The following is a 26,242-nucleotide window of genomic DNA, read 5'->3' as shown; positions in this document are numbered from 1 at the left end:
AACTATATAGCTTTTGGTATTCCTGAAGCATGTCTGTCTTGCAACATAACCAGCCGTTCAATATAGGCGATATCTTTCGGTTCAATAGACAATGCAGAATCAACCCAGTCTTCTGTAATATCCATTAATTCAGAACGCGTTAATTGTAGAACACGCTGCCGCACTCGAATCATAGCTCGTATGGCATTTAATTTAGGCTTGATAGTGTCTATAAATGTGCGTGTCGCAAGATAAGCATCCCCCGGCTGAAATAACTTATCTATTAATCCACGGCTCTCATACCATTCCGCAGCATGGGGTTCACCTGTCCAAATCAGTTGTTCTGCCACTTTCATACCCGCTTTTCTGGCAACTAGTGAATATCCCCCCATACCCGGAAATAAATTAAATGCAATTTCCGGAAATCCCATTCTGGCGGTCGTTTGTGCTAATACAAAGTGATGAGCTAATGCCGCTTCAAATCCCCCACCCAGTGCACTCCCTTCAATCATTGCAATAGAGATAGCACCAGTATCAAACCCACGAGAAGCCGCATGAACACAATCTACGCAAGCACGAGCATAAGCCATTAGCGCTTCCCGCTTACGATTTCTGATCATTTGGGCAAAAAAGTTTAAATCCCCTCCTACATTAAACATATTAGGCACCATCGAACCAGTTACCCAAAAATCGATAGGTAATTTTGATTCTTTAGCGGCCTGTACCAATGTCATAATATTTTCAATTAACTCCAGATTAAAACAGGGGCGGGGATGAGCACGCAGCAACATCCACATGGTATTGCGACCTTCTTCGTAATAAGCCGATATTTGAGATAAATGGCCGGCCTCAGTAAAAGCGCGGCAACTAGGGAGATTAATCATGTTCATATTCTATCCTATGGGTGAGTTAAACACAGATGGTGCTATCGCCTCGGCCTTCTTGAGGAAGTGCTACATTTGCCTTAATGGTGGCAATTTAAGCGGGCAGATAAATAGTGAGTCACCCAATGGATAAATGATGAAAATAATCTGCCGATAGCTCGTCGCGCAGAATGTACACCATGGCGGCCACTGCAATGTCGACTGTCTCCATGTCGATTTTCAGTGTTTATATGACCATGCTCGATCAAAAATTTGTAGTAACAGCGCTCAAACTAAATATGTTTAGTGCTTTTATTATACTTTCAATTATTAACTCTTATCCGGTCACGGAAGAACCTGAATTAAAGCTAAATAAGCTTCATGAAGATCAAATTTTTTTGAAATGCTTGGAGAATATATTTTGGCTGGCTTTAAAATTGCGATGACTATAGCCGCAATGTTAATAGGTTTGTTGCTATAACTTCAGCCACTAATGCTTTATTTAGCACCTTATTCAACATCAGTTTCCAAGGCATACTGGGATATCTATTTTATCCGCTAGCTCTACTAATTGGCATCCCCGCTCAAGATGCTTTGTATGCAGGGAGTATTATGGCGACTAAACTGGTGGCAAATGAGTTCGTTGCATGATTGAGCTGAAAAAAGTTGCCGCCGAAATGTTGCCGAGAGATTTGGGTATTCTTTCTGTATTTTTAGTCTCTTTTGCTAAATTAGCCTCTATTGAAATTGTTACTGGTGCCATTAAAGGGCTAAATGAGCAGCAAGGTAATGTAGTTTCACGATTCGGATTAAAACTAGTATATGGTTCAACTTTGGTTAGCTTACTTTCTGCTGCTATTGCCGGACTGGTCTTGTAACAAAAATACGGTTTATCCATATAAAGTTAATGATATTACAGGCCTTTTACTTCCAATCGGGAGGTAAAAGACCATAAAGCTCAAACTCAATATTTACCTTTAGAAATCAACATATACAATAGTATCAACACGCATAACAGACTCTTGCGCAAACTGCTGTTTATACTGGGAGCGCAGCGCTTCTATTGTATTCTCTTTGTCATCTTTTATGGATAAGCACTAACGCCTTACTATTTTCTTTAGCCACATTCCCATCATTTCCCAACCATTGCCCTTTAGCATCAATAACTGTCAGGCAATCCTTGAAGCGGCTGGTGACATCATTATCAACAAAAGACTGTCATTCAGTGGTGGAAATAGCTAGGTCATGAGGGCGGCTCAAACCGAAAAAGAGGGTCGTTTGTGTCATCGGTTCACCTTTAATACAGCCGGAGACGTTACTTTCACCGTTGCTGTATTGGCTTGACCTGTTCTATCAATCAACCATCCAGCAATGCTCCGATAGCTACCATACCAGCCAAGAATACAGCCCGATATTGGCGCTAATTAACACACTTACCCATGAAAAACTCCACTGAAACAAAAGATAAAATAGAGATAAAAACCACCACTCGATGAGTTACTCTGCAATCAAGTAGAATAATCATCACATGACCTTTAAGCTCTCCCACACTATCTTAATAATTGATTTTCACCCTAAAACAACTAATGAATAACAAACCAATAGTTATTTTTTTATATAAAAATATCAATAAGATAATTAATATTTCAATTAGATTAAATAATTTTAAACGCACGGTTTAGAAAATCTCAGTCGCGACGTTTTTGCTTAGTGACTAAGCTGCCCCCCTTTACTGCCCTTAAGAAATTACATTCAATATGCTACTCAGTGTTCTTTATATTATCGGTATCACCGCTGAAGCCATGACCGGTGCACTGGCCGCAGGCCGCCGTCAGATGGATATGTTTGGCGTCATTATCATTGCATCTGCAACTGCTATCGGTGGCGGCTCAGTTAGAGATATATTGCTGGGCCACTATCCGCTTAGGTGGGTTAAGCACCCTGAATACATTGTTATTGTCGCTGTTGCTGCGATCGTCACAACCTGGATGGCTCCGTTAATGAAGCATTTGCGCCATTTGTTTTTAGTGCTTGATGCCATCGGACTAATTGTTTTTTCTATTATTGGCGCACAAATCGCCCTCGATATGGGCCACAGCACAATTATTGCTGCCATAGCCGCTGTGATTACCGGCGTATTTGGCGGTGTTCTGCGCGATATGTTCTGTAACTGCATTCCATTGGTGTTTCAGAAAGAAATTTATGCCGGTATATCATTTGCTGCTGCATGGATCTACATAGCGCTACAGCAATACACGCCGCTATCCCATAACTGGGTTATTATTATTACACTGGTCACTGGGCTAAGCGCACGATTGCTGGCTCTGAGATTCCGCCTTGGCCTGCCCGTATTCAAATATGAACATTCAGAACATTAAGCTCATCCCGGATGATTACTCTTCGGGCCGAAACCCTGTAATTCCCTGTTGCGATAAGAAATCAGCCATCGTTTGGATTTCTGGGTGATGTAAAAAATGATTAATTTGTTTTGCCCGCACTGCCCCAATACCTGATATCAAGCGCCATTCGGCAATACTCCATTGTTGTAAAGAGTGCCACTGAGAATCAATAGGTATTGCCTGCGGGAATCCCAAAGCCTGTAACCATTGAGGAAAAGGCTGTTGTCTGGCGCGTTGAAATTGCAGATAAATCTTCTCTGCTCGACCTTGCCCAATACCAGGAACGGCCGCAATCTGCTCTACAGACAGTGACAACCAATCGACCAAGCTATTAATAAGCCCATGGTGGACAAGTTCTCGCCAGAGCCCACTTCCCACACCCTGCATATCTAACCCGTTAGCACCACTAAGCCATGCTAAGCGAGATAGAAACTGGGGTTTGCACTCAAGAGGTAAAAGGTGAAAACAACTTAACTGATGGAACTTATTTGCAGCAGGCGGGGTGATTTCGTGCCGCTGGCTTACTCGCCAGATAACATTATCCAATCGTGGAATACCCTGCCCAGCCAATGTGATAGTGACTTGATCACCCGGCACAATATCCCACTGTTTCCAGCGGGCAATAGATCCAATATTTACTCGACGAATCCATTTGTCATCAATTTTTACCGGAGCTACCTGTAAAATAGCGGTAACTTTACCAGTGCGACCAACGGTAAAATGGATATCTTTTATTTCAGTTATTTGCTGGGGAGGTGGATATTTCCATGCTACAGACCAGTTTCCTGGTGTTGCATGCCAATGACGCCCTGCTGGCTCATCTTCTTGACGGATAACCACGCCATCAGTCACAAAAGGTAGCGGCATTTGAAACCAGAGCTTTCGCCAATGAGCAACATCGCTACTGGAAAAGACGGGTTCGCTGTAATAAGCAGTTAAAGGAAATCCCATTTTTTTTAATAATGCAGTTTTTTCCTTCATACTTTTTGGCCCATCCGGCCATGCCCAAATAAAAATACCCAATTTGGTCAGGAATGGAGTTGTAGACTTGCGCATCAGTGCACCTGCAACAGAAGCTCGGGCATTGACACCTCCCGACTGCACTTGTTGATGCCCCTCCATTTGTAAGAATAATTCCCCCTGTAGAGTTAACGAAGGGGGCGCTGCGGTAATATATTGAGGAATAGCAGAAATAAGCGGTGCTTTATCCGTCCAGTCCTGACCTTTCAAGCCATTTCCTCGACTCAAAATTTGAGTCAGGTTTCCTGACTGATAAACCAGTGTGACCGCAACGCCATCTATTTTGGGCTGCACCCAGAGATTCTTCCGCCCCGCCATCCAGTCAATAAGTGCAGTTTCATCTTTAAGCTTTTTTAAGCCGGTGTGAGCAACAGGATGAGGACTCTTCCCGTTACCCGCTATCAACGTGCTATTCTTCGTATCCGGTAGCCCATGACATAATCGCCACCCATGCAGTTTGTCCTGCAATTGATCGTAAATATTATCAGAAAGCAGGCTAATACCTTGCTGGTGATATGCCAAATCCCACTGAAAGAGCTGCTTCGCCAAAAGATCAATTTCGCCTGACATTCTTTCTTCTGACCATTCAGGGCACACAGACTCCGCTCTGGCCCCCCAATTTATAAAACCAAGAATCAGTAGGCTTAGTATTTTCAATTTTTTGCGCATTCATCAGTACCTCCCTTTGCTGGCGGGCAGTAAAACCTGAAATGGCTCGTCCGTCGAAGGGGAAAAAACTTAAATGCGTAAGTGACCGAATAATACTTTTGCACTTGCTGCAACAAGCTGAAATTACGCAATGCTCCCCGCAAAATCATAAAAACGTGCTGTTTATGGGCGAAACATTGAGGTGAAATGTGTTGTAACGCTGCATGACGCGTTACAGCCGTGTATACTGTGCGGAGATTCACACTTCTGCTTTCTACATATCAACCTAATCAACTGAAACGTCATCATGGTTCAAGGCACGCTATACATAGTTTCTGCACCTAGTGGGGCAGGGAAATCAAGTCTGATTCAGGCTTTGTTAAAAACACAACCTTTGTACGACACGCAGGTTTCTGTTTCTCATACCACACGTGATATACGTCCAGGGGAAAATCACGGCGAACATTACTTCTTTGTTTCTAAAGAAGAATTTTGCCAAATGATTGATGACGATGCTTTTCTTGAGCATGCCAAAGTTTTTGAAAATTACTATGGCACCTCACGTCTGGCGATTGAGCAGATTCTCGCAACCGGTGTCGACGTGTTTTTAGATATAGACTGGCAAGGCGCGCAGCAAATTCGCGCAAAAATGCCGACCGCGCGCAGTATTTTTATTTTGCCTCCATCCAAAGAAGAATTGGATCGCCGCTTGCGTGGCCGTGGGCAGGATAGCGAGGAGGTTATTGCAAAGCGAATGGCGCAAGCTGTCGCGGAGATGACCCACTACGCAGAATATGATTATTTAATCGTGAATGATGATTTCAATCTGGCATTGTCTGATCTGAAAACCATTATTCGCGCTGAACGACTGCGTTTAGGCCGCCAGAAACAGCGGCATGACGCTTTAATCACCAAATTATTGGCAGACTGAACAGAGTTTCAGTATCATGCCCAGTCATTTCGTCACCTGTGGAGTAGCAGAATTATGGCACGCGTAACTGTTCAAGACGCTGTAGAGAAAATTGGTAACCGTTTTGACCTGGTGTTGGTCGCTGCTCGTCGGGCACGTCAAATCCAGTCCGGCGGTAAAGACGCACTGGTTCCAGAAGAAAACGATAAAGTCACTGTGATTGCGCTGCGCGAAATCGAAGAAGGCCTGATTACAAATCAGATTCTCGATGTACGTGAACGCCAAGAACAGCAAGAGCAGGAAGCCGCAGAGATCCAAGCGGTAACCGCGATTGCTGAAGGTCGTCGTTAATTAGACAGCGAGTCTACTTTGTACCTGTTTGAAAGCCTGAATCTGCTGATTCTACGTTACCTGCCAGAGGAGCAGATTAAGCGCCTCAAACAGGCATACCTTGTCGCACGTGATGCTCACGAGGGTCAGACACGCTCCAGTGGTGAGCCCTATATCACTCACCCGGTTGCTGTGGCCTGTATTCTTGCGGAGATGCGGCTCGATTACGAAACCTTAATGGCGGCGCTGTTACATGACGTCATTGAAGATACCCCTGCTACTTATCAAGATATGGAGCAGTTGTTTGGGAAAAGCGTAGCCGAGCTGGTCGAGGGCGTTTCTAAACTCGATAAACTGAACTTCCGCGATAAGAAAGAAGCCCAGGCGGAGAACTTCCGCAAAATGATCATGGCGATGGTGCAGGATATCCGCGTCATTTTGATCAAACTGGCTGACCGCACCCATAACATGCGAACGCTGGGCTCTTTGCGCCCGGATAAACGTCGCCGTATTGCCCGCGAAACCCTTGAAATATATAGCCCACTGGCACACCGATTGGGTATTCACCATTTAAAAACTGAGCTGGAAGAGCTGGGTTTTGAAGCGCTTTATCCTAATCGCTACCGCGTGATTAAAGAAGTGGTGAAAGCCGCACGCGGTAACCGCAAAGAGATGATCCAAAAAATCTTGGCGGAGATTGAAGGGCGTCTGACAGAAGCAGGAATACCTTGCCGCGTCAGTGGTCGAGAAAAGCATCTCTATTCCATCTATTGCAAGATGAACCTGAAGGAGCAGCGTTTTCACTCCATCATGGATATCTATGCCTTTCGGGTTATCGTTAAAGAAGTTGATACTTGCTATCGCGTGCTGGGGCAAGCTCATAGCCTGTATAAACCCCGCCCTGGCCGAGTAAAAGACTATATTGCCATCCCTAAGGCTAACGGCTATCAATCATTGCATACCTCATTAATCGGCCCTCATGGGGTTCCGGTAGAGGTACAAATCCGTACTGAAGATATGGATCAGATGGCCGAAATGGGGGTTGCGGCACACTGGGCTTATAAAGAGCAAGGTGAGTCCGGTACTACCGCACAGATCCGCGCTCAGCGCTGGATGCAAAGCTTGCTGGAATTACAGCAAAGCGCGGGCAGCTCGTTTGAATTTATTGAAAGTGTAAAATCTGATTTGTTCCCTGATGAGATTTACGTTTTCACCCCGGAAGGGCGCATTGTTGAATTGCCTGCCGGTGCAACGCCTGTCGATTTTGCTTATGCCGTGCATACCGATATTGGTCATGCCTGTGTCGGTGCACGCGTTGATCGCCAGCCCTATCCGCTTTCTCAGTCACTAAGCAGTGGCCAAACTGTTGAGATCATTACCGCTCCAGGTGCACGACCAAATGCCGCCTGGCTGAATTTTGTTGTCAGCTCGAAAGCTCGCGCCAAAATTCGTCAATTGCTGAAAAACCTTAAACGTGATGAATCGGTAAGCCTTGGCCGCCGATTATTGAATCATGCTTTAGGTAATGGTCGAAAACTGTCTGATATTTCTGAAGAAAATATCAAACATGAACTGGATCGTATGAAGTTGGCGACGCTGGATGACTTGTTGGCAGAAATCGGGTTGGGTAACGCAATGAGTGTGGTGGTGGCGAAAAACCTATTGGGTGACCCCTCCACCTTGGCGAGTTCTGGTACCCGTAACCTGGCAATTAAAGGTGCTGATGGTGTCCTGATTACCTTTGCCAAGTGCTGCCGTCCAATTCCAGGTGACCCAATTATCGCCCATATAAGCCCCGGCAAAGGTTTGGTCATTCATCATGAATCCTGCCGTAATATCCGTGGCTACCAAAAAGAGCCAGAGAAGTTTATGGCGGTTGAATGGGACCAAGAGACTGAGCAAGAGTTTATTGCTGAAATTAAAGTCGATATGTTCAACCAGCAAGGTGCCTTGGCCAATCTGACTGCGGCAATTAATGCGGCCGAATCGAATATTCAGAGCCTGAATACTGAAGAGAAAGATGGCCGGGTATACAGTGCCTTTATTCGCCTGACTACTCGTGACCGAGTCCATCTGGCTAACATTATGCGTAAAATTCGTATCATGCCAGATGTGGTCAAAGTCAGCCGCAACCGTAATTAACGCCTATGAATCCTCAACGCTATGCGCGGATTTGTGAAATGCTTGCTACCAGGCAGCCGGACCTGACGGTTTGTCTGGAGCAAGTACATAAACCTCATAATGTCTCCGCGATTATTCGCACTGCTGATGCCGTCGGTATTCATCAGATTCACGCGATTTGGCCTACCCCTGAAATGTACACGCGACTCTCTTCGGCGGCCGGTAGCAACAGTTGGGTTCAGGTAAAAACACATTCTGATATTACCGAAGCCATAACTCATCTAAAATCGCAAGGTATGCAAATACTCGCGACTCATCTATCTGATAAAGCAGTTGATTTTCGTGAAATCGATTATACTCGTCCCACCTGTATTTTAATGGGGCAGGAAAAAACAGGGATATCTAAAGAAGCTTTGGCAATGGCGGATAAAGATATCATTATTCCGATGATCGGGATGGTGCAATCCCTGAATGTATCAGTCGCTTCAGCACTCATTTTATATGAAGCCCAACGGCAGCGGCAAAATGCCGGTATGTATCGGCGAACACAAAGTGTTTTGTCAGAGGATGAGCAACAGCGGCTATTATTCGAAGGTGGCTACCCGGTGCTGGCGCAAGTGGCTAAACGCAAAGGGCTTCCCCGGCCTCATATTGATGAGCAGGGCCAGGTTATCGCTGATGAGCAATGGTGGTCCGCCATGCAATCCAGGAGTCTTAAATGAAAGGCCGCCTACTGGATGCCGTACCCCTCAGTACACTTTCCGGTGTTGGCGCGAGTCAGGCCGGAAAACTGGCTAAGATGGGTCTGGAAACCATTCAAGACCTACTGCTTCACCTTCCGCTACGTTACGAAGATCGCACACGACTATACCGAATTGGCGATCTGTTGCCCGGCCTTTCCGTCACTGTTGAAGGTGAAGTTCTCCGCTCTGATATCAGTTTTGGCCGCCGCCGCATGATGACCTGCCAAATCAGCGACGGTAGCGGTGTGCTCACCCTGCGCTTTTTCAATTTTAATGCCGCAATGAAAAACAGCTTATCGCCGGGTAAGCATGTAATTGCCTATGGTGAGGCTAAACGGGGAAATACTGGCCCTGAAATCATTCACCCAGAATATCGGGTGCATGGCGAAAATATCGGTGTTGAATTACAAGAGTCATTGACGCCCGTTTACCCCACAACGGAAGGTATTCGCCAGGCAACTTTGCGTAAACTTATTGATCAAGCTCTGGCGATGCTGGATTCCAGCGTCATTGCTGAATTGTTGCCGATTGAATTAAGCCGCTCGCTGATCAGCCTGCCAGAAGCGATTCATACTTTGCATCGTCCACCAGCAGACATTCAACTAGCCGAGTTAGAACAAGGCAAGCATCCTGCTCAACGGCGGCTGATAATGGAAGAACTGCTGGCCCATAACCTCAGCATGCTGGCAGTCAGGGCGGGAGCACAAAGTTATCGGGCGCTATCCTTATTGCCCGAAGAACAACTTAAACAACGTTTTCTTGCGGCACTGCCTTTCACGCCAACCCAAGCCCAACAGCGGGTTGTGGCGGAAATCGAGCAAGATATGACACATAATTTCCCGATGATGCGGCTGATTCAAGGGGACGTTGGCTCGGGTAAAACATTGGTTGCCGCACTGGCCGCACTGCGTGCTATTGCCCACGGTAAGCAGGTCGCGTTGATGGCTCCCACTGAGTTACTGGCTGAACAGCATGCCAATACTTTTCGTCAATGGCTGGAGCCGTTAGGTTTACAAGTCGGCTGGCTGGCTGGGAAACAAAAAGGCAAAGCACGGCTGGCACAGCAAGAAGCGGTTGCCAGCGGTCAGGTTTCTATGGTCGTGGGTACTCACGCCATGTTTCAGGAACAAGTACAATTTTCTGGATTAGCACTGGTTATTATTGATGAGCAGCATCGTTTTGGTGTTCATCAGCGGCTCGCATTATGGGAAAAGGGCGAAGAGCAAGGCTTCCACCCACACCAGTTGATTATGACGGCAACCCCCATCCCCCGAACGCTGGCCATGACGGCTTATGCTGATCTCGATACCTCGGTCATTGACGAACTTCCCCCAGGTAGAACCCCAGTCACGACAGTGGCAATTCCAGATACTCGCCGCAGTGATGTGATTCAACGGGTCAAAAATGCCTGTTTGGAAGAGGGCCGCCAAGCTTATTGGGTCTGCACCTTGATTGAAGAATCTGAGCTACTAGAAGCCCAAGCCGCGGAAGTCACCTGTGAGGAGCTGAAAATCGCCTTGCCGGAGATTAAAGTCGGTTTGGTGCACGGCCGGATGAAAGGGCCAGAAAAACAGGCGGTTATGCTGGCTTTCAAACAGGGTGAATTGCAATTATTGGTGGCCACCACAGTGATTGAAGTTGGGGTTGATGTCCCGAATGCCAGTTTGATGATTATCGATAATCCGGAGCGGTTAGGGTTAGCGCAATTGCACCAGTTACGTGGCCGTGTGGGCCGCGGAGCCGTCGCTTCACACTGTGTTCTGCTGTATAAAACACCGCTGAGTAAAACGGCTCAGATGCGCTTGCAAGTGCTGCGTGACAGTAATGACGGTTTTGTTATCGCCCAGCGGGATTTAGAAATACGTGGCCCCGGCGAATTATTAGGGACGCGCCAAACCGGCAGTGCCGAGTTTAAAGTGGCTGATTTACTGCGTGATCAGGCCATGATTCCAGAAGTGCAAAGAGTAGCTCGCCACCTGCATCAACAATATCCCGAACATGCACAGGCATTAATAGAACGCTGGCTACCAGAGCGAACGCGTTATACCAATGCTTGATGATTAAGGAGCGGTTTTGTCCGCCCCTTAAGACTATTCTTACAACAAAATTATCCCACTACCGCCGGGAAGATTGGCAGCAACAGATAAAGCTTAATCACGATCACATTGACGATATCAATAAAGAACGCACCGACCATCGGCACCACCAAGAAAGCTAAATGTGATGGACCGAAACGGTCAGTAATGGCCTGCATATTCGCAATGGCCGTCGGTGTCGCACCTAAACCAAAACCACAATGGCCCGCCGCTAACACGGCCGCATCATAGTTTTTACCCATCAACCGATAAGTAACAAAGATAGCGTACAGCGCCATCGCCAATGCTTGTACCGACAAGATAACCAACATCGGCAATGCCAGTGAAGCCAGTTCCCACAGTTTCAGGCTCATCAAGGCCATTGCCAGAAACAGTGACAAACTGACATTCCCCAACACCGAAACCGCGCGATCAAAGACTTTATAGAAGCCGATTACCGCGAGTGTGTTACTGAGAATAACCCCGACGAATAACACGCAGACAAAGGTCGGTAACTCAAACATCGTGCCCTGTAACGCACTAGAAATCACTTGGCCAGCCATCAGGCAAATCGCAATCATGGCGATGGTTTCGACCAAGACCAATGAAGTTATCATGCGGCCCGCCGAAGGCTTTTCAAAAGCGGAGGGTACTTCGCTGTCTTCTGGGGTGCCATCTGGTGTGGAAGAGTGTTTGACCAGATAGCGAGCCACTGGGCCACCAATCAACCCGCCCAAAACAAGGCCAAATGTTGCACAAGCCATGGCCACTTCAGTTGCATTTTCAAAGCCATAGCGTTCAACAAACACTTTGCTCCATGCTGCGCCGGTACCGTGCCCACCGGATAATGTAATTGAGCCAGCCAATAAGCCCATGAGCGGATCTAAACCCATCAGCTTCGCGAGAGCGATGCCAATTGCGTTCTGCATCAGTAGCAAGCCAACGACCACAAAGACAAACACACTCAAGGCCTTGCCACCGGCGCGTAAACTCGCCAAGTTAGCATTCAGGCCAATTGTTGCAAAGAATGCCAGCATCAAGGGGTCTTTCAGCGACATATCAAAACTGATTTCCCAACCGAGGGTCTTTTGCATCAGCAGCATCATGAAAGCCACCAGCAGGCCACCGGCAACAGGTTCTGGAATAGTGTACTTTTTTAGAAAAGGGACTGTTTGTACGAGTTTTCGGCCTAACAATAAAACCAGACAGGCCGCGACTAGCGTGCCGTAGGTATCGAGATGAAACATCTTGGTACTCCATGCGATTAAAATATCGAATAAAAATATGACGTTAGACAGTTCCTTAATAAACGCCAAAGCAGTAAGAAGAGGATTAGAAAAAAAAATCCTCTCGATTACAAGTTTAGTAAAAGAAAAACATGAACTAGCGGCAAACAAGAATATTTAAGAAAACACAGCGCAACCGATTGCTTTTGTGAGGCGGATCATTAAAATGCCCTCTTTGCCGATCCGGGAATGCCACTCCATGTCTACGCAATCCGCCGAACTTGATGCACCGCAGCAAACAACAACTCGCCCCAGCGAACTCATTTATCGTTTAGAAGACCGCCCGCCACTCACCCAAACTTTGTTTGCCGCATGCCAACATTTATTGGCTATGTTTGTCGCGGTGATAACCCCCGGCCTGCTAATTTGTCAGGCGCTAGGGCTGCCAGCGGAAGATACCCAGCGCATTATCAGCATGTCACTGTTTGCCTCCGGCCTGGCGTCGCTGCTGCAAATTAAAACTTGGGGGCCGGTGGGCTCTGGCCTGTTATCCATTCAGGGCACCAGTTTTAACTTTGTTTCTCCGCTGATTATGGGCGGTTTGGCGCTGAAAAATGGTGGGGCTGATATCCCGACCATGATGGCGGCCTTGTTCGGTACCTTGATGGTTGCGTCCTGTACCGAAATTATACTTTCCCGTTTCTTGCATCTGGCGCGCCGCATTATCACCCCTCTGGTATCCGGTATTGTGGTGATGATTATCGGCCTGTCATTGATTCAAGTTGGGCTGACATCTATTGGTGGCGGTTATGGTGCGATGAGCGACCATACTTTTGGCTCACCTAAAAATCTCTTATTAGCCGGCTCCGTGCTGTTAGTCATTATTTTACTGAACCGCCAGCGCAATCCGTATCTACGAGTGGCCTCTTTGGTTATCGCCATGGCAGTGGGTTATCTGTTGGCGTGGGCGCTAGGTATGTTGCCTGAAAGCCGCCCAGTCGTAGACACCGCCCTGATTACCATCCCAACGCCGCTGTACTATGGTTTGTCTTTTGACTGGAACCTGCTGGTGCCGCTGATGCTTATCTTCATGGTGACCTCACTTGAAACCATCGGGGATATCACCGCAACCTCAGATGTATCAGAGCAACCGGTTCGTGGCCCGTTGTACATGAAACGCCTGAAGGGCGGTGTGTTAGCAAATGGTTTGAACTCCATGCTTTCCGCCGTGTTTAACACTTTCCCGAACTCCTGCTTTGGCCAAAACAATGGAGTTATCCAGTTGACCGGGGTTGCCAGCCGCTATGTCGGTTTTGTGGTTGCACTGATGCTGATTGTTCTGGGCCTATTCCCTGCGGTGGCTGGGTTTGTGCAGCATATTCCAGAACCCGTGCTGGGCGGTGCAACTCTCGTGATGTTCGGCACGATTGCCGCTTCCGGAGTGCGGATCGTTTCTCGCGAAACCCTTAATCGCCGCGCGATTATGATTATGGCGTTGTCATTGGCGGTCGGTATGGGTGTGGCACAGCAACCACTGATTCTGCAATTTGCACCTGACTGGATTAAAACCCTACTTTCTTCTGGAATTGCAGCTGGCGGTATTACTGCCATCGTACTTAACTTACTCTTCCCAGAAGAAAAATAATCTTCACGCTAATACGTCACTGAAATGGCCGGTCGTAAACGACACCGGCCATTTTTTTATGCTCCAATAACTGATTGTCTATTGAGCTAATGGACAATTTGCGGCATAAACAGAGTTCCGTATACAGACAGGCGTGGAAATACCGGATGAAATTTCTCGGGAAAGTGCTGCTAACGTTATTACTGCTATTAGTACTGTCTATAGTGCTGTGCTATGTATTGCTTCAGACTAGCTGGGCTGCTGGTTGGTTAAGCCGTTGGGTCAGTGATAACAGCGAATATCGCCTTTCTCTGGGGAAAATAGACCACTCATGGTCACAACCTGGGCAAGTCAGCTTGACTGATATCACGCTCGGGCGGGCCAATCAGCCTGCGTTTCTTATTGCCCAGCAGGCCGTATTGGGTCTGAGCTGGCAGCAACTGACCGAGCCTCGCCATCTTCTCAGCCTTAATTTGCAAAATGGTAGTTTAACTCTCAATAACAGCACATCACCGCTACCCTTGCAGGCTGATACTTTAAGGCTGACCAATATGGCGCTCAATACCACTATTGAGCCGCAAAATCAGGCAGGTCAGTGGACAGTGGCTGGGCAACAAGTTAATGGCGGCCTGATCCCTTGGCAACCAATGCCCGGTAATAGTCTGGGTGAAAATGCCCAATTTCAGTTCAGCGCGGGTTCTTTGAGCATCAATGGCATCACAGCTGAAAAACTGTATTTGCAAGGCTCAATACAGAAAAACACACTTACTTTGAATAACTTCGGGGCTGATATCGCGCAAGGGGAGCTGACTGGCAATGCCAGTCAATCCGCTGATGGAAGTTGGCTGGTCGGAAGCTTACGCTTGAGTAATATTCGTCTACAAACCTCGGCAGCATTAGAAGATGTCTGGAATACATTTTTACAACTTCCGCCCATTACGCTGAAACGCTTTGATTTAATTGATGCGCGGGTTGAAGGGAAAAATTGGGCGTTTAATGACTTAGATCTCACCCTTAAAAACATCACGTTTAAGCAAGGTGACTGGCAAAGTGATGATGGGGAATTATCCCTTAATGCCGGTGACATTATTAAAGGTAATATTCATCTGATTGACCCTATCGCGACATTAGCATTATCACCAGCAGGGATAGCAATTAATCAGTTCTCCACTCGTTGGCAAGATGGTCTATTAAGAACCCAGGGGAACTGGGCGCGGGATACCCACCGCCTACAACTCGATGAGCTGACACTGGTGGCTCTGGTTTATACCCTTCCCACTGACTGGAAGCAGCAATGGCAACAAACACTGCCAAACTGGTTGTCTGAGGTCTATATCAGCAAGTTAAGTGCTAACCGTAACTTGTTGATTGATATCAGCCCAGATTTCCCGTTCCAAATTACGTCACTGGATGCCGCGGGGACTCATTTACTGCTCGCCAAAAATCATCAATGGGGAGTATGGTCTGGTTCATTGATGTTGAATGCCGGGAATGCGACCTTTAATAAAAACGATGTCCGCCGCCCATCATTAGCTCTAAGCGCTAATGAACAACAAATTACAGTGAGTGATTTAAGTGCTTTCACTACAGAGGGATTGCTGGAAGCCAGCGCCACGATTGACCAAACACCCGCCAGAACCTTCTCACTCGCGCTGACTAGCCGCTCTGTCGACCTTAACATTTTACAAAATTGGGGCTGGCCAATATTATCGCGACAAGGACTACCGCTGCAAGGGCTGGGTAATTTGAAATTGCAGATAAAAGGTAACTTGGCAGCAGATAAGCCATTGAAACCAACCCTTAATGGCTCTCTGCAAGCCACTGATAGCCACGGGCAGCAAGTTAACCAAACAATGCAGCACGGCGAGGTGCATGGCATAGCAGGGCAATAAGGGCGGTTAATACTGTCTTACCGGATTGCCATTGAGTAACAACCGCCGATTACGCTAAATACCCCATGTAATCGGCGCAGCGGCTTATCCCTGTATAAGCGGGAAAGAACCTGAATATTCAAAGAAGCTTTGCGGGACATAATTATTGATATTATTTTCATAGCAATAATCCACTATCTGCCGCCGACTGGAAACACCAGCCTTATCATATATTTTCTGAGTAATATTACTGACAGTTCTGGATGATAAATGGAGCTTTTTCGCAATATCTTTACTGGAGAATGAGTGTAAAATATAAAATAAAACCTCCCATTCCTTTTTGGTAAATAATTCTGATGGCGGAGTGAATACAAGAGATGTGGGTACTTTTATCTTATTTAAATGAGTTAATATGAGATCCTGCACCGGCCTGGCATGGCAAATAACCCCTTGTGAAATGCCGTTTTCATCGATTAAAGGATATTTATCACAAAAATAAGCTGTGAAATAAGAAAGTCCATTAAGTAGATGTATTTCAACCGATGTAACACGATCCTGTATTAACTCCACCTGCCTATCTTGCCTCTGAAATTCGACTTCAAACTCTGAGACTGGAGTAGGAAGTTCACCATCAAACCGCCCTTCCACATTATATTTTTTAGGCAAATCTAAAAATTCATTGAATTTAGGATTTGCATAAATATATCTTGATTGATTATCTTTTACCTCCCATGGTTCTGAACTGTGTTCCCAAAATCTTATTAGTACATCCAGTGAATTCTTTAAGTTTTCATCCATTATAACCTCCAATTATATTTTAACTTTCCTTATGTTAATGGGAAAGAACCTGAATATTCAAAGAAGCTTTGCGGGACATAATTATTGATCTTATTTTCATAACAATAATCTATGACCTGATTTTTACTGGTAACTCCAGCTTTGCTATAGATGCTTTGGATTATATTGCAGACTGACCTAGGTGATAAATGGAGTTTTTTAGCAATCTCTTTACTTGAAAAAGCATGCAAAACATAAAACAACACTTCCCATTCTCTTTTCGAAAATGATTCTGATGGAGGAGTAAATATAAGCGACGTTGGGACTTTTATTTTATTTAAATGCATCAGAATGAGATTTGGCACTGACCTTGCGTGAAAAATAAGGCCCTGAGCGATGCCGTGTTCATCTATTAATGGATATTTATCACAAAAATAAGGCTGAAAATAAGTTTGCCGTTCAAATGCATGAATTTCGATGGTTGTCGCTCGCTCTTGCGATAATATAGCCTGCCGGTCATGCTCTTGAAATTCAGCTTGAAAGTCTGCTGTAGGAGCAGGAAGTTCCCCATCTAACCGCCCTTCCACATTAAATTTATCAGGTAACCCTAATAACTCACAAAATCTATTATTAGCATAGATGAATATTGATTTACAATCCTTTACTCCCCAAGCCTCTGAGCTATTTTTCCAAAATGGGATTAACATTTTAACTGAATCTAATAACGATTTATACATCGTCTTACCCTCCTAGATTTTTCTTATTCTTCGAATAATGCTACATCCGCGATAATCGATAAATCGACTAGGCCATATTTCTTGCGGAGTAATACCAATAGCGTTTGCAATAATCATCTCGCCCTTTGGCCATGGGCGTGTCAGTGCGTTAGCCAGTGTTCCGGGGGAAAGCCCGCTCTCTCGTGATAATGCTGAGAGAGAGCCTTTCTTTTTGCGTATAGCGGCTAATATCTCTTGTCTATGCCAGTCCTTATTCATCTTAATTCCCTCTTTAATAAAAATTAAAAACATCAATAAACTTAATAATCCGACAATCAAATTAGCTTATTAATAACAACCTAAGATAGGGTAAAAATTAAAAAATAAAATAAAACGTCGGGTGATGAGTAATTAAATAACGATTACCACGCATCGTCTAGTGTATTAGTTACTCTATTTACTGCTAGGTAATATTGAGAAATGGTTAAGAAATAAATATGAAATTTTCTAGCGATAGGAATAAAAAATTATCACCACTGTATTAATCAAAACAAACAGTGTAGAACTAAAAACTAGAATATATTTGATAATATTATGAAAGGTTAGAACATTAAATCACACTTCACTGCCATCATTTATCGCGCAACCCGCTCATCAGTTATCAATGAACGGGTAAGATAATAATTAGTTAACCCCATCACTCCCTGCTTCGACGGGTAGAACCATGTAAGTTCCTGAGAATACGGCACCAGCATCTTCATCGCCAAATAAGTTCACATCTAGCTGCACTCTGGCACGGCGGCCACGCGCCAATCTATCCAGATCCCCACTGAGTGAACTCAGCTCTGCAACCGCTCGTGGTCGTCCAGTGACGGGGGAACTGTAGCGAATATGAGCATCAGCAAGAATAATTGTGCCGCCCAAATGACGTTCTCGCAGTAATAACCAAATCAACCCCCAGCCCGTTAACGTCGCTAACGAAAAAAGGCTGCCGGCAAATAAAGTATGATGAGGGTTCTGATTGCCCGCCTCTGGCATCGTGGTCACAAACCGCTGGCCAGTATATTGGCTGATGCGCACACCCATTTTTTCGCTGAGTGGGATATGGTCGTACCAAGCCTGCTGCAACTGGCCGCACCAATCTGGGCGATGCAGGATATCATCCATGGTTGCCACCGGTTTAATCATTAAAAAGTGACGAACGGGTGTGGTCTGCGGGGCCGTTATTTCCCCTTGGCTGACAAAACCTAACTTGGCAAAGAAATCGACCGCATCTTCACGAGCACTACACACTACCCGCTTTACCCCTTCTTGGCGCGCCACAGACTCCAACGTCATCGCGACTAACGTCCCTAACCCCTTAGCACGAACTGAAGGGTCCACAGCCAGAAAGCGAATAGCGGCCTCATTATCAGCATTTATATATAAACGGCCAATAGCAACAGGCTTCCCTTGCTCATCCACCACCATTTGATGATGGGCCATCGCGTCATAAGCATCTTTTTCAGAGCCTATCGGTTGATGTAGCGGCTTGCGTAACATTTCCCAACGGAATTGATAATAATCTTTAAGTTCTTGTTCTGTTGTGGGCACACGCAAGTGATACATAGGAGCATTCTCTCTTTAAAATTATCAATAAAATCTATATTAGATTCCTCAATCTTGGGTGAAATCCTGTCTCTATACTTGCAACCAGAAAGTCACTGGGCCATCGTTGACCAAGCTAACTTTCATATCCGCTGCAAATATTCCCGTTTCAGTTTTTACACCACGCTCGCGGCACTGAGCAACAAAATACTGATAAAGCCGGTCAGCTTCTGCAGGAACTGCACCTCGTGAAAAGCTCGGTCTCATACCTTTTTGCGTATCAGCCACTAACGTAAATTGTGAAACCACCAGCACACTGCCCCCAGCTTGCTGGACATTCAGATTCATTTTGTCGTCTTCATCACCGAAAACCCGGTAACCCAATACCTTTTCACATAAGCGCCGTGCTTTTTGCTCGGTATCCTCTTGTTCGACACCAAGTAATATCAACAAGCCAGGGCCAATTTCACCCACAACCGTCCCATCAACCACGACATTGGCGCTGAACGCCCGTTGAATCAACGCAATCATAATGCCTTACATCTCCTGACTCTGGCTTTCCTCGATATTCGTTTTATCTCGCTGAGCACGATATTCCCCCAAGGTGACGGTAATTTCCGCCCCCAGCAACACAATGCACCAGCTCCAGTAAACCCAGAGGAATAAAATAGGGATGACGGCCAGCACCCCGTAAATCAGCTGATAAGACGGAAACAGAGTGATGTACATTGTGAATCCTTTCTTACCTAACTCGAAAAGCAATGCGGCAATCAGCGCGCCAATCACAGCATCTCGGGCTGGCACCCGTACCGTTGGCACCACACTGTACAATAACCAAAACGAAACCCAAGAAATCAGCAATGGAAATAACCGCAGTGTTTCGTCGATCATGCTGTCTACCTGGGCATTTGCCAGCCATTGCAATGACAGCAGATACGAGCTGATCACCATGCTGGCCCCGACGAGAATCGGCCCTAACGTCAGTACCATCCAATAAATAGCAAATGAAAAAACCAGTGACCGGTGAACTTTACTGCGCCAGATAGTGTTGAGCACACTGTCGACAGAGTAAATCAGCAGTAGCGCGGTCACAATCAAGCCGCAAGTGCCCACCACCGTCATGCGATTTGAGTTCGCCACAAATTGCTCAAGATAACTTTGGATGATATCGCCAGTGGCAGGCATAAAATTAGCAAATATGAAGGCTTTCAATTTTATGCTGATATCGGCAAACATCGGAAAAGCCGCAAACAGGGCAAAAATCACAGTTATCAAGGGCACCAGAGAAAGCAATGATACATAGGCCAAATGCCCAGCCAGTATTGTTAACCCGTCTTTATCAATTCGGGTGTAAAGCATTCGCCCGAATGTAATACTGGGTTTTAAAGATGCAGATAAGCGAAAACGCGGAAAATTCGCCATGTTTATCTCTCAGTCAACACAGTTAAGCTCGGTTATGGGCTAGCTTAAGGCTAACCCATTAATCACTCGAGTAAGAACTTATCAGGAAAAATAAGCAGGAATAACCTTTCGGTCAGTGACATGAATACCGGTAATGCCCTCAATTCTGGCTGCAACAATATTCGCCTCAACATCATCAAAAAACACAGCTTGTTCCGCAGGGATATTTTCCGCGCTCAATACATGTTGATAAATCCTGGCTTCAGGTTTGCGCATCCCCAAGTCTTGGGACAAATACAGATGATCGGCAGCAGCGGCAACTTCAGGGTAGTGCTGTGGCCAGTAATTGCAATGCAGGCGATTAGTATTAGATAGCACCACTACCCGGTGCCCTTCTGCCCGCAACTTTTGCATAATCGTGATGACTTCAGGACGTAAGGCCACAAATACCGCCTGCCAACCCTCAGCAAACTGTTCAAAACTCAATGATAGCCCCATCTCGTCACTCAGCTGGCGGGCAAAATCCTCATCGCTGATTTCACCGCGCTCATGCTGCTGGAAGACCTCTCCCATCGTAAAGCGCTCGCTCAGTGTCGCCAACGGGACACTGCTTAATTTACTCCAAACGCCCAACACACGTTTGAAGTCGATATCAACAATCACATTCCCTAGATCAAAGATATACAGCATGGCGCTCTCCCAATTAGATGGTGAGTTTTACTGTAACGGGAAAAAAGAAAACTGAATAGAGAGAGTGGCAAAAAGGAGGGGTCAGTCAGGAAAAATAATATTTTTACCGTTATGACAAAAAACAAAAAGTATCGTCAAAGGCATTGGAGTTGGAGTTGCAGCTTCAAGGAAGCAGATGATAGAACTCAGGGCGCTGCTAGCGCCCTAAGTATCAGTGAAACTAAGAAGAATTAACCTTCTTTAGGACCACGACCTGCACGCTTACGATCGTTTTCCGTTAAATGACGCTTACGGATACGGATTGATTGCGGGGTAACTTCAACCAATTCATCGTCATCAATGAATTCCAGAGCCTGTTCCAGAGTTTTCTTCAGGAAAGGAACCAGAGTGGTTGCTTCGTCAGTACCCGATGCACGCATGTTGGTCAACTGCTTACCCGTCAAACAGTTTACAGTCAGGTCGTTAGAACGTGAGTGAATACCGATGATTTGGCCTTCATACACTTCTGTACCGTGACCGATGAACAGTTTGCCGCGGTCTTGCAGTTTGAACAATGCAAACGCAACAGCTTTACCCTGACCATTAGAAATCAGTACGCCGTTTTGACGTTGGCCGATCTCGCCTGGACGCACATCATCATAATGACTGAATGTGGAGTACAGCAGGCCAGTACCTGAAGTCATGGTCATGAATTCAGTACGGAAGCCAATCAGGCCACGGCTTGGGATCATATAATCCAGACGAATACGACCTTTGCCGTCCGGAACCATGTCCTTCACATCGCCTTTACGTTCACCCATGGCTTGCATCACTGAGCCCTGGTGCTGTTCTTCGATATCCAAAGTTACGCTTTCAAATGGTTCTTGATTGCGGCCGTCGATAACACGGTTGATAACTTTAGGACGAGATACAGCCAGTTCGAAACCTTCGCGACGCATGTTTTCGATCAGAACCGACAGGTGAAGTTCACCACGGCCAGATACGCGGAACGCATCAGAATCTTCAGTTTCTTCAACACGCAATGCTACGTTATGAATCAGCTCTTTGTTCAGGCGGTCAAGAATTTGACGTGAAGTCACGTACTTACCTTCTTTACCACAGAACGGAGAGGTGTTAACGCAGAAATACATGGTAACGGTTGGTTCATCAACAGACAGTGCTGGCAATGCTTCAACAGCATTAACGTCACAGATAGTGTCGGAGATATTCAACTCACCCAGACCGGTGATAGCCACGATGTCGCCAGCTTCAGCCTCGGTCGCTTCGATACGCTCCAGACCCATGTGAGTCAGAACTTTACCGACTTTACCGTTACGCGTCTTGCCTTCGCTATCAATGATAGTGACTTGCTGGTTTGGCTTAACTTTACCGCGTTTGATACGACCGATGCCGATAACACCAACATAGTTGTTGTAATCCAGCTGAGAGATCTGCATCTGGAACGGCGCTTCAAGCTCAACTTGTGGCGCAGATACATGGTCAACGATAGCTTGATACAACGGAGTCATATCTGCCGCCATATCATTGTGGTCTTCACCCGCGATACCCATCAATGCAGATGCATAAATGATAGGGAAGTCCAGTTGTTCGTCAGTTGCATCCAGGTTGACGAACAGGTCAAACACCTGATCCACAACCCAGTCAGGACGCGCGCCAGGACGGTCAACTTTGTTGATTACCACGATTGGTTTCAGACCATTAGCAAAAGCTTTTTTGGTCACGAAACGGGTCTGCGGCATCGGGCCATCCATTGCGTCGACGACCAACAGCACAGAGTCAACCATAGACATTACGCGCTCAACTTCACCACCGAAATCGGCGTGTCCTGGAGTATCCACGATGTTGATGCGGTAGTCTTTCCATTTAATGGCAGTATTTTTTGCGAGGATAGTTATCCCACGCTCTTTCTCCAAATCGTTGGAGTCCATTACACGTTCAGTTGCTTCAGTACGTTCACCGAAAGTACCAGATTGTTGTAGCAACTTATCAACCAGGGTAGTTTTCCCATGGTCAACGTGCGCAATAATGGCGATGTTACGCAGATTCTCGATCACAGCTTTTTTGCCTCAGGCATTTAGAAATAGCGCGCTATTGTACACGTATTAGGCGAGGGACTAAACAAGATCACAAACTTCTCTTATAAACAACCTAACGACGGTGTGTTTGTGATCCCTTTCACGGTGCAAAAACAGCCTCTCGGCCCACTTTTGCACCAATACGGTGCCCAATGGCGCAAATGAAGCACCAAAATAGTGCAATATAACTATCCTGGTGCATACTGAATATCAGCAGACCCCTATGATATGGCATAAACGGGGGGTTTGGAAAGTTGGCATAGATTTCGCAATGTATTTTAGCATGAATAACGGTCATGAAAAATCAGCATGGACGTTAGCCTGCATAAAAAGATAACTGAACACCCTAACGGTAATCGTTCCACGACGACGACTATGACAAATCCAGGAGATATAAGTATGTCCGCTGAACATGTTTTGACGATGCTGAATGAGCACGAAGTGAAATTTGTTGATTTGCGCTTCACCGATACTAAAGGGAAAGAACAGCACATCACTATTCCAGCTCATCAGGTCAACGCTGACTTCTTCGAAGAAGGCAAAATGTTTGATGGCTCCTCGATTGGTGGCTGGAAAGGCATTAACGAATCCGACATGGTACTGATGCCAGACGCCAGCACCGCTGTTATGGACCCGTTCTTCGAAGATTCCACACTGATTATCCGTTGTGACATTCTCGAGCCAGGCACCCTGCAAGGTTATGACCGCGACCCGCGTTCTATCTCCAAACGCGCAGAAGAATTCCTGAAATCTTCTGGTATCGCGGATACCGTGTTGTTTGGGCCTGAGCCAGAATTCTTCCTGTTCGATGACGTTCGTTTTGGTAGCAGCATCCGTGGCTCCCACGTCGCTATCGATGATATCGAAGGCGCATGGAACTCCAGCACCAAATACGAAGGCGGCAACAAAGGCCACCGTCCAGCAGTAAAAGGCGGTTACTTCCCTGTCCCTCCGGTCGATTCTTCACAGGATCTGCGTTCTACCATGTGTTTGACCATGGAAGAAATGGGCCTGGTTGTTGAAGCACACCACCATGAAGTGGCAACAGCCGGTCAAAACGAAGTGGCTACTCGCTTCAATACCATGACCAAGAAAGCTGACGAAATTCAGATTTACAAATACGTTGTGCACAACGTGGCACACGCGTTTGGTAAAACCGCGACTTTCATGCCAAAACCTATGTTCGGTGATAACGGTTCCGGCATGCACTGCCATATGTCTTTGTCCAAGAACGGCACTAACTTGTTCGCAGGTGACAAATACGCGGGCCTGTCTGAAATGGCGCTGTTCTATATCGGCGGTATCATCAAGCACGCAAAAGCAATTAATGCCTTGGCTAACCCAACGACAAACTCCTACAAGCGTTTGGTCCCAGGCTACGAAGCACCGGTAATGCTGGCATACTCTGCCCGTAACCGTTCAGCTTCTATCCGTATCCCTGTGGTTGCCAGCCCGAAAGCGCGTCGTATTGAAGCGCGTTTCCCAGACCCAGCGGCTAACCCGTACCTGTGCTTCGCAGCGCTGCTGATGGCTGGCCTTGATGGCATCATCAACAAAATTCACCCTGGTGATGCGATGGACAAAAACCTGTATGACTTGCCACCGGAAGAAGAAGCTGAAATTCCAAAAGTTGCAGGCTCACTGGACGAAGCAATGGCTGCACTGAACGAAGACCGCGAGTTCTTGACCCGTGGTGGCGTGTTCACTGACGACGCTATCGATGCTTACATCGAACTGCGTAAAGAAGAAATGGACCGCGTTCGTATGACTCCGCACCCAGTTGAGTTCGAACTGTACTACAGCGTTTAATTGTTTTTAGTTTTTTGTTGCCGTGGAAACTTTTGGCCCATTTCATAATGGGCTTTTTTCTCCACTTTTCGTTTTCATACCTCTGGCTCAGTGGTGACTGAACTGGAGTAAAATACAACCCAAAATAATTCGAGTTGCAAGAAGGCGGCAAGCGAGAGAGTCCTGATGAGCTTACATAGGTAAGTGATTCGGGTGACAAATCTGCCAGGAGCAGGTTTGAACGCTGCGTGCAGCGGCCTCGCAGAGGCGAGGGCCAGGGATGGGCCGAGTAACGAACGCAGCCAACGCACATGCGGCTTGAAGTATGACGGGTTAGGAGTCTGCGTAATGGCAACAGGCACGCTGCCCGATGCTGGGCAGATCCTTAATTCTCTCATTAATAGCATCCTGCTATTAGATGATGATTTGGCTATCCATTATGCCAATCCCGCTGCCCAGCAACTTCTGGCGCAAAGCTCCCGTAAACTTTTTGGTACACCTTTGCCAGATTTATTAGGCTATTTTTCCCTCAATATCGACTTGATGCGGGAAAGCCTACATACGGGGCAAGGTTTTACCGATAATGAAGTGACATTAGTGGTTGATGGCCGTGCGCATATTTTATCGCTGACCGCGCAGTCATTACCGGAAGGTTTTATATTGCTGGAAATGGCACCGATGGATAACCAACGTCGGCTAAGCCAAGAGCAACTACAGCATGCACAACAAATCGCTGCACGCGATTTGGTTCGTGGGTTGGCACACGAGATTAAAAATCCACTGGGTGGCTTGCGCGGTGCGGCGCAGTTATTGTCAAAAGCTCTGCCCGATCCGGCGTTGCTGGAATACACCAAAGTCATCATTGAGCAAGCGGATCGCTTACGCAATCTGGTTGACCGCTTATTAGGCCCTCAGCGGCCCGGTCAACATGTGACACAAAGCATCCATCAGGTTGCTGAACGGGTTTGCCAACTCGTATCACTAGAAAAACCGGATAACGTGACGTTAATCCGTGACTATGACCCCAGTTTGCCGGAGCTGGCGCATGATCCCGACCAAATTGAACAAGTGCTGCTGAATATCACCCGCAATGCATTACAAGCTTTAGGTGAAGCTGGCGGTACCATTACACTGCGCACTCGCACTGCATTTCAGATAACACTGCACGGTGTGCGCTATCGCTTGGCCGCGCGAATTGATATTGAAGATGATGGCCCAGGTGTACCAACGCAATTACAAGATACCGTCTTCTACCCGATGGTCAGTGGCCGCGAGGGAGGAACCGGCCTTGGCCTGTCGATTGCCCGCAGTCTAATTGATCAACATTCGGGTAAAATTGAATTTAACAGTTGGCCGGGACACACCGAATTCTCGGTTTACCTGCCTATTCGCCAGTGAG

21 protein-coding genes and 2 pseudogenes are annotated in these 26,242 nt (G+C 46.5%); 11 read left to right on the top strand and 12 right to left on the bottom strand.

Annotation, left to right across the window (positions count from 1 at the left end; genetic code table 11):
- Window positions 1–2 precede the first annotated feature (2 nt).
- Window positions 3–869 (bottom strand): crotonase/enoyl-CoA hydratase family protein, encoded by an 867-nt coding sequence (locus OVO64_RS16830; RefSeq protein WP_038637867.1) that lies wholly within the window; start codon window positions 867–869, stop codon window positions 3–5.
- A gap of 152 nt (window positions 870–1,021) precedes the next feature.
- Here OVO64_RS16830 and OVO64_RS16825 point away from each other — a divergent pair.
- A pseudogene (locus OVO64_RS16825) lies at window positions 1,022–1,720 on the top strand (nucleoside transporter C-terminal domain-containing protein); the annotation flags it as partial.
- Between the two features lie 99 nt (window positions 1,721–1,819).
- On the opposite strand, the pseudogene OVO64_RS16820 reads toward OVO64_RS16825, so the two are convergent.
- Window positions 1,820–2,232, bottom strand: a pseudogene (locus tag OVO64_RS16820) (DUF3574 domain-containing protein).
- Between the two features lie 367 nt (window positions 2,233–2,599).
- Between OVO64_RS16820 and OVO64_RS16815 the strand changes: the two are divergent.
- The gene (locus tag OVO64_RS16815) at window positions 2,600–3,220 is read left to right on the top strand and encodes a trimeric intracellular cation channel family protein (RefSeq protein ID WP_267248906.1); all 621 of its coding nucleotides are present in this window, start codon (window positions 2,600–2,602) and stop codon (window positions 3,218–3,220) included.
- 15 nt (window positions 3,221–3,235) lie between these two features.
- Here the strand turns inward: OVO64_RS16815 and ligB are convergent, their stop codons facing one another.
- Complete coding sequence (gene ligB, locus OVO64_RS16810; RefSeq protein WP_038637861.1) at window positions 3,236–4,930, bottom strand: NAD-dependent DNA ligase LigB; 1,695 nt, start codon at window positions 4,928–4,930, stop codon at window positions 3,236–3,238.
- A gap of 286 nt (window positions 4,931–5,216) precedes the next feature.
- Between ligB and gmk the strand changes: the two genes are divergently transcribed.
- Genes gmk through recG form a run of 5 tightly spaced genes read left to right on the top strand, consistent with a single transcriptional unit; the run spans window position 5,217 to window position 11,070 of the window.
- Window positions 5,217–5,840 carry a guanylate kinase gene (gmk, locus tag OVO64_RS16805; protein WP_038637858.1) on the top strand — a complete coding sequence of 208 codons (624 nt, stop codon included), beginning with the start codon at window positions 5,217–5,219 and terminating at the stop codon, window positions 5,838–5,840.
- A gap of 54 nt (window positions 5,841–5,894) precedes the next feature.
- Window positions 5,895–6,170, top strand: a complete 276-nt coding sequence (gene rpoZ / locus OVO64_RS16800; RefSeq protein ID WP_004392061.1) for a DNA-directed RNA polymerase subunit omega — start codon at window positions 5,895–5,897, stop codon at window positions 6,168–6,170.
- Between the two features lie 18 nt (window positions 6,171–6,188).
- Window positions 6,189–8,291 carry a bifunctional GTP diphosphokinase/guanosine-3',5'-bis pyrophosphate 3'-pyrophosphohydrolase gene (gene spoT, locus OVO64_RS16795; RefSeq protein ID WP_267248905.1) on the top strand — a complete coding sequence of 701 codons (2,103 nt, stop codon included), beginning with the start codon at window positions 6,189–6,191 and terminating at the stop codon, window positions 8,289–8,291.
- Window positions 8,292–8,296: 5 nt separating this feature from the next.
- Window positions 8,297–8,992 (top strand): tRNA (guanosine(18)-2'-O)-methyltransferase TrmH, encoded by a 696-nt coding sequence (gene trmH / locus OVO64_RS16790; protein ID WP_004392059.1) that lies wholly within the window; start codon window positions 8,297–8,299, stop codon window positions 8,990–8,992.
- Window positions 8,989–11,070, top strand: coding sequence for an ATP-dependent DNA helicase RecG (gene recG, locus OVO64_RS16785; RefSeq protein ID WP_267248904.1), 2,082 nt, complete (start codon window positions 8,989–8,991; stop codon window positions 11,068–11,070). The genes trmH and recG overlap by 4 nt, the downstream gene beginning before the upstream one ends.
- Window positions 11,071–11,120: 50 nt before the next feature.
- Here the strand turns inward: recG and gltS are convergent, their stop codons facing one another.
- Window positions 11,121–12,335: a sodium/glutamate symporter gene (gene gltS / locus OVO64_RS16780; RefSeq protein ID WP_038637848.1), complete on the bottom strand. Its 1,215-nt coding sequence runs from the start codon at window positions 12,333–12,335 to the stop codon at window positions 11,121–11,123.
- Between the two features lie 238 nt (window positions 12,336–12,573).
- On the opposite strand from gltS, the gene OVO64_RS16775 reads away from it, so the two are divergent.
- Both OVO64_RS16775 and OVO64_RS16770 read left to right on the top strand, forming a co-directional pair.
- Window positions 12,574–13,959 (top strand): uracil-xanthine permease family protein, encoded by a 1,386-nt coding sequence (locus OVO64_RS16775; RefSeq protein WP_038637845.1) that lies wholly within the window; start codon window positions 12,574–12,576, stop codon window positions 13,957–13,959.
- A gap of 146 nt (window positions 13,960–14,105) precedes the next feature.
- Entirely contained in the window at window positions 14,106–15,830 is a 1,725-nt protein-coding gene (locus OVO64_RS16770) for an AsmA family protein (RefSeq protein WP_267248903.1), read from the top strand.
- Between the two features lie 84 nt (window positions 15,831–15,914).
- Here the strand turns inward: OVO64_RS16770 and OVO64_RS16765 are convergent, their stop codons facing one another.
- The 8 genes from OVO64_RS16765 to typA all read right to left on the bottom strand — a co-directional run bounded on the left by OVO64_RS16765 (window position 15,915) and on the right by typA (window position 23,034).
- The gene (locus tag OVO64_RS16765; RefSeq protein ID WP_050292164.1) at window positions 15,915–16,607 is read right to left on the bottom strand and encodes a helix-turn-helix transcriptional regulator; all 693 of its coding nucleotides are present in this window, start codon (window positions 16,605–16,607) and stop codon (window positions 15,915–15,917) included.
- 29 nt (window positions 16,608–16,636) lie between these two features.
- Window positions 16,637–17,323, bottom strand: coding sequence for a helix-turn-helix transcriptional regulator (locus tag OVO64_RS16760; protein ID WP_267248902.1), 687 nt, complete (start codon window positions 17,321–17,323; stop codon window positions 16,637–16,639).
- A gap of 12 nt (window positions 17,324–17,335) precedes the next feature.
- On the bottom strand, window positions 17,336–17,581 hold the full coding sequence (locus OVO64_RS16755; RefSeq protein WP_038637833.1) for a helix-turn-helix domain-containing protein: 246 nt from the start codon (window positions 17,579–17,581) through the stop codon (window positions 17,336–17,338).
- A gap of 405 nt (window positions 17,582–17,986) precedes the next feature.
- Window positions 17,987–18,910 (bottom strand): fatty acid biosynthesis protein FabY, encoded by a 924-nt coding sequence (gene fabY / locus OVO64_RS16750; RefSeq protein WP_038637829.1) that lies wholly within the window; start codon window positions 18,908–18,910, stop codon window positions 17,987–17,989.
- Window positions 18,911–18,982: 72 nt separating this feature from the next.
- A complete protein-coding gene (dtd, locus tag OVO64_RS16745; protein WP_145509453.1) occupies window positions 18,983–19,420 on the bottom strand; it encodes a D-aminoacyl-tRNA deacylase in 438 nt (145 codons plus the stop codon).
- A 6-nt stretch (window positions 19,421–19,426) separates the two neighbouring features.
- Window positions 19,427–20,311 carry a virulence factor BrkB family protein gene (locus OVO64_RS16740; protein WP_038637824.1) on the bottom strand — a complete coding sequence of 295 codons (885 nt, stop codon included), beginning with the start codon at window positions 20,309–20,311 and terminating at the stop codon, window positions 19,427–19,429.
- Between the two features lie 81 nt (window positions 20,312–20,392).
- A complete protein-coding gene (gene yihX / locus OVO64_RS16735) occupies window positions 20,393–20,980 on the bottom strand; it encodes a glucose-1-phosphatase (RefSeq protein ID WP_038637821.1) in 588 nt (195 codons plus the stop codon).
- 230 nt (window positions 20,981–21,210) lie between these two features.
- Window positions 21,211–23,034 (bottom strand): ribosome-dependent GTPase TypA, encoded by a 1,824-nt coding sequence (gene typA / locus OVO64_RS16730; RefSeq protein ID WP_004392049.1) that lies wholly within the window; start codon window positions 23,032–23,034, stop codon window positions 21,211–21,213.
- Between the two features lie 420 nt (window positions 23,035–23,454).
- On the opposite strand from typA, the gene glnA reads away from it, so the two are divergent.
- Both glnA and glnL read left to right on the top strand, forming a co-directional pair.
- Window positions 23,455–24,864 (top strand): glutamate--ammonia ligase, encoded by a 1,410-nt coding sequence (glnA, locus tag OVO64_RS16725; RefSeq protein ID WP_004392048.1) that lies wholly within the window; start codon window positions 23,455–23,457, stop codon window positions 24,862–24,864.
- 327 nt (window positions 24,865–25,191) lie between these two features.
- Window positions 25,192–26,241, top strand: coding sequence for a nitrogen regulation protein NR(II) (glnL, locus tag OVO64_RS16720; RefSeq protein WP_038637816.1), 1,050 nt, complete (start codon window positions 25,192–25,194; stop codon window positions 26,239–26,241).
- The last annotated feature ends 1 nt before the right edge of the window (window position 26,242 follow it).

Source organism: Yersinia sp. Marseille-Q5920 (assembly GCF_946902935.1).
Classification (GTDB): domain Bacteria; phylum Pseudomonadota; class Gammaproteobacteria; order Enterobacterales; family Enterobacteriaceae; genus Yersinia; species Yersinia rochesterensis.
The sequence above is the reverse complement of the archived record's forward strand: the minus strand, read 5'-3'. Positions and strand labels throughout refer to the sequence as shown.

What these genes read in the sequence shown, in the direction of transcription:
- OVO64_RS16830 (WP_038637867.1), bottom strand. Translation starts at nt 869, where the DNA reads ATGAACATGATTAATCTCCCTAGTTGCCGCGCTTTTACTGAGGCCGGC.
- OVO64_RS16815 (WP_267248906.1), top strand. Translation starts at nt 2,600, where the DNA reads ATGCTACTCAGTGTTCTTTATATTATCGGTATCACCGCTGAAGCCATG.
- ligB (WP_038637861.1), bottom strand. Translation starts at nt 4,930, where the DNA reads ATGCGCAAAAAATTGAAAATACTAAGCCTACTGATTCTTGGTTTTATA.
- gmk (WP_038637858.1), top strand. Translation starts at nt 5,217, where the DNA reads ATGGTTCAAGGCACGCTATACATAGTTTCTGCACCTAGTGGGGCAGGG.
- rpoZ (WP_004392061.1), top strand. Translation starts at nt 5,895, where the DNA reads ATGGCACGCGTAACTGTTCAAGACGCTGTAGAGAAAATTGGTAACCGT.
- trmH (WP_004392059.1), top strand. Translation starts at nt 8,297, where the DNA reads ATGAATCCTCAACGCTATGCGCGGATTTGTGAAATGCTTGCTACCAGG.
- recG (WP_267248904.1), top strand. Translation starts at nt 8,989, where the DNA reads ATGAAAGGCCGCCTACTGGATGCCGTACCCCTCAGTACACTTTCCGGT.
- gltS (WP_038637848.1), bottom strand. Translation starts at nt 12,335, where the DNA reads ATGTTTCATCTCGATACCTACGGCACGCTAGTCGCGGCCTGTCTGGTT.
- OVO64_RS16775 (WP_038637845.1), top strand. Translation starts at nt 12,574, where the DNA reads ATGTCTACGCAATCCGCCGAACTTGATGCACCGCAGCAAACAACAACT.
- OVO64_RS16770 (WP_267248903.1), top strand. Translation starts at nt 14,106, where the DNA reads ATGAAATTTCTCGGGAAAGTGCTGCTAACGTTATTACTGCTATTAGTA.
- OVO64_RS16765 (WP_050292164.1), bottom strand. Translation starts at nt 16,607, where the DNA reads ATGGATGAAAACTTAAAGAATTCACTGGATGTACTAATAAGATTTTGG.
- OVO64_RS16760 (WP_267248902.1), bottom strand. Translation starts at nt 17,323, where the DNA reads ATGTATAAATCGTTATTAGATTCAGTTAAAATGTTAATCCCATTTTGG.
- OVO64_RS16755 (WP_038637833.1), bottom strand. Translation starts at nt 17,581, where the DNA reads ATGAATAAGGACTGGCATAGACAAGAGATATTAGCCGCTATACGCAAA.
- fabY (WP_038637829.1), bottom strand. Translation starts at nt 18,910, where the DNA reads ATGTATCACTTGCGTGTGCCCACAACAGAACAAGAACTTAAAGATTAT.
- dtd (WP_145509453.1), bottom strand. Translation starts at nt 19,420, where the DNA reads ATGATTGCGTTGATTCAACGGGCGTTCAGCGCCAATGTCGTGGTTGAT.
- OVO64_RS16740 (WP_038637824.1), bottom strand. Translation starts at nt 20,311, where the DNA reads ATGGCGAATTTTCCGCGTTTTCGCTTATCTGCATCTTTAAAACCCAGT.
- yihX (WP_038637821.1), bottom strand. Translation starts at nt 20,980, where the DNA reads ATGCTGTATATCTTTGATCTAGGGAATGTGATTGTTGATATCGACTTC.
- glnA (WP_004392048.1), top strand. Translation starts at nt 23,455, where the DNA reads ATGTCCGCTGAACATGTTTTGACGATGCTGAATGAGCACGAAGTGAAA.
- glnL (WP_038637816.1), top strand. Translation starts at nt 25,192, where the DNA reads ATGGCAACAGGCACGCTGCCCGATGCTGGGCAGATCCTTAATTCTCTC.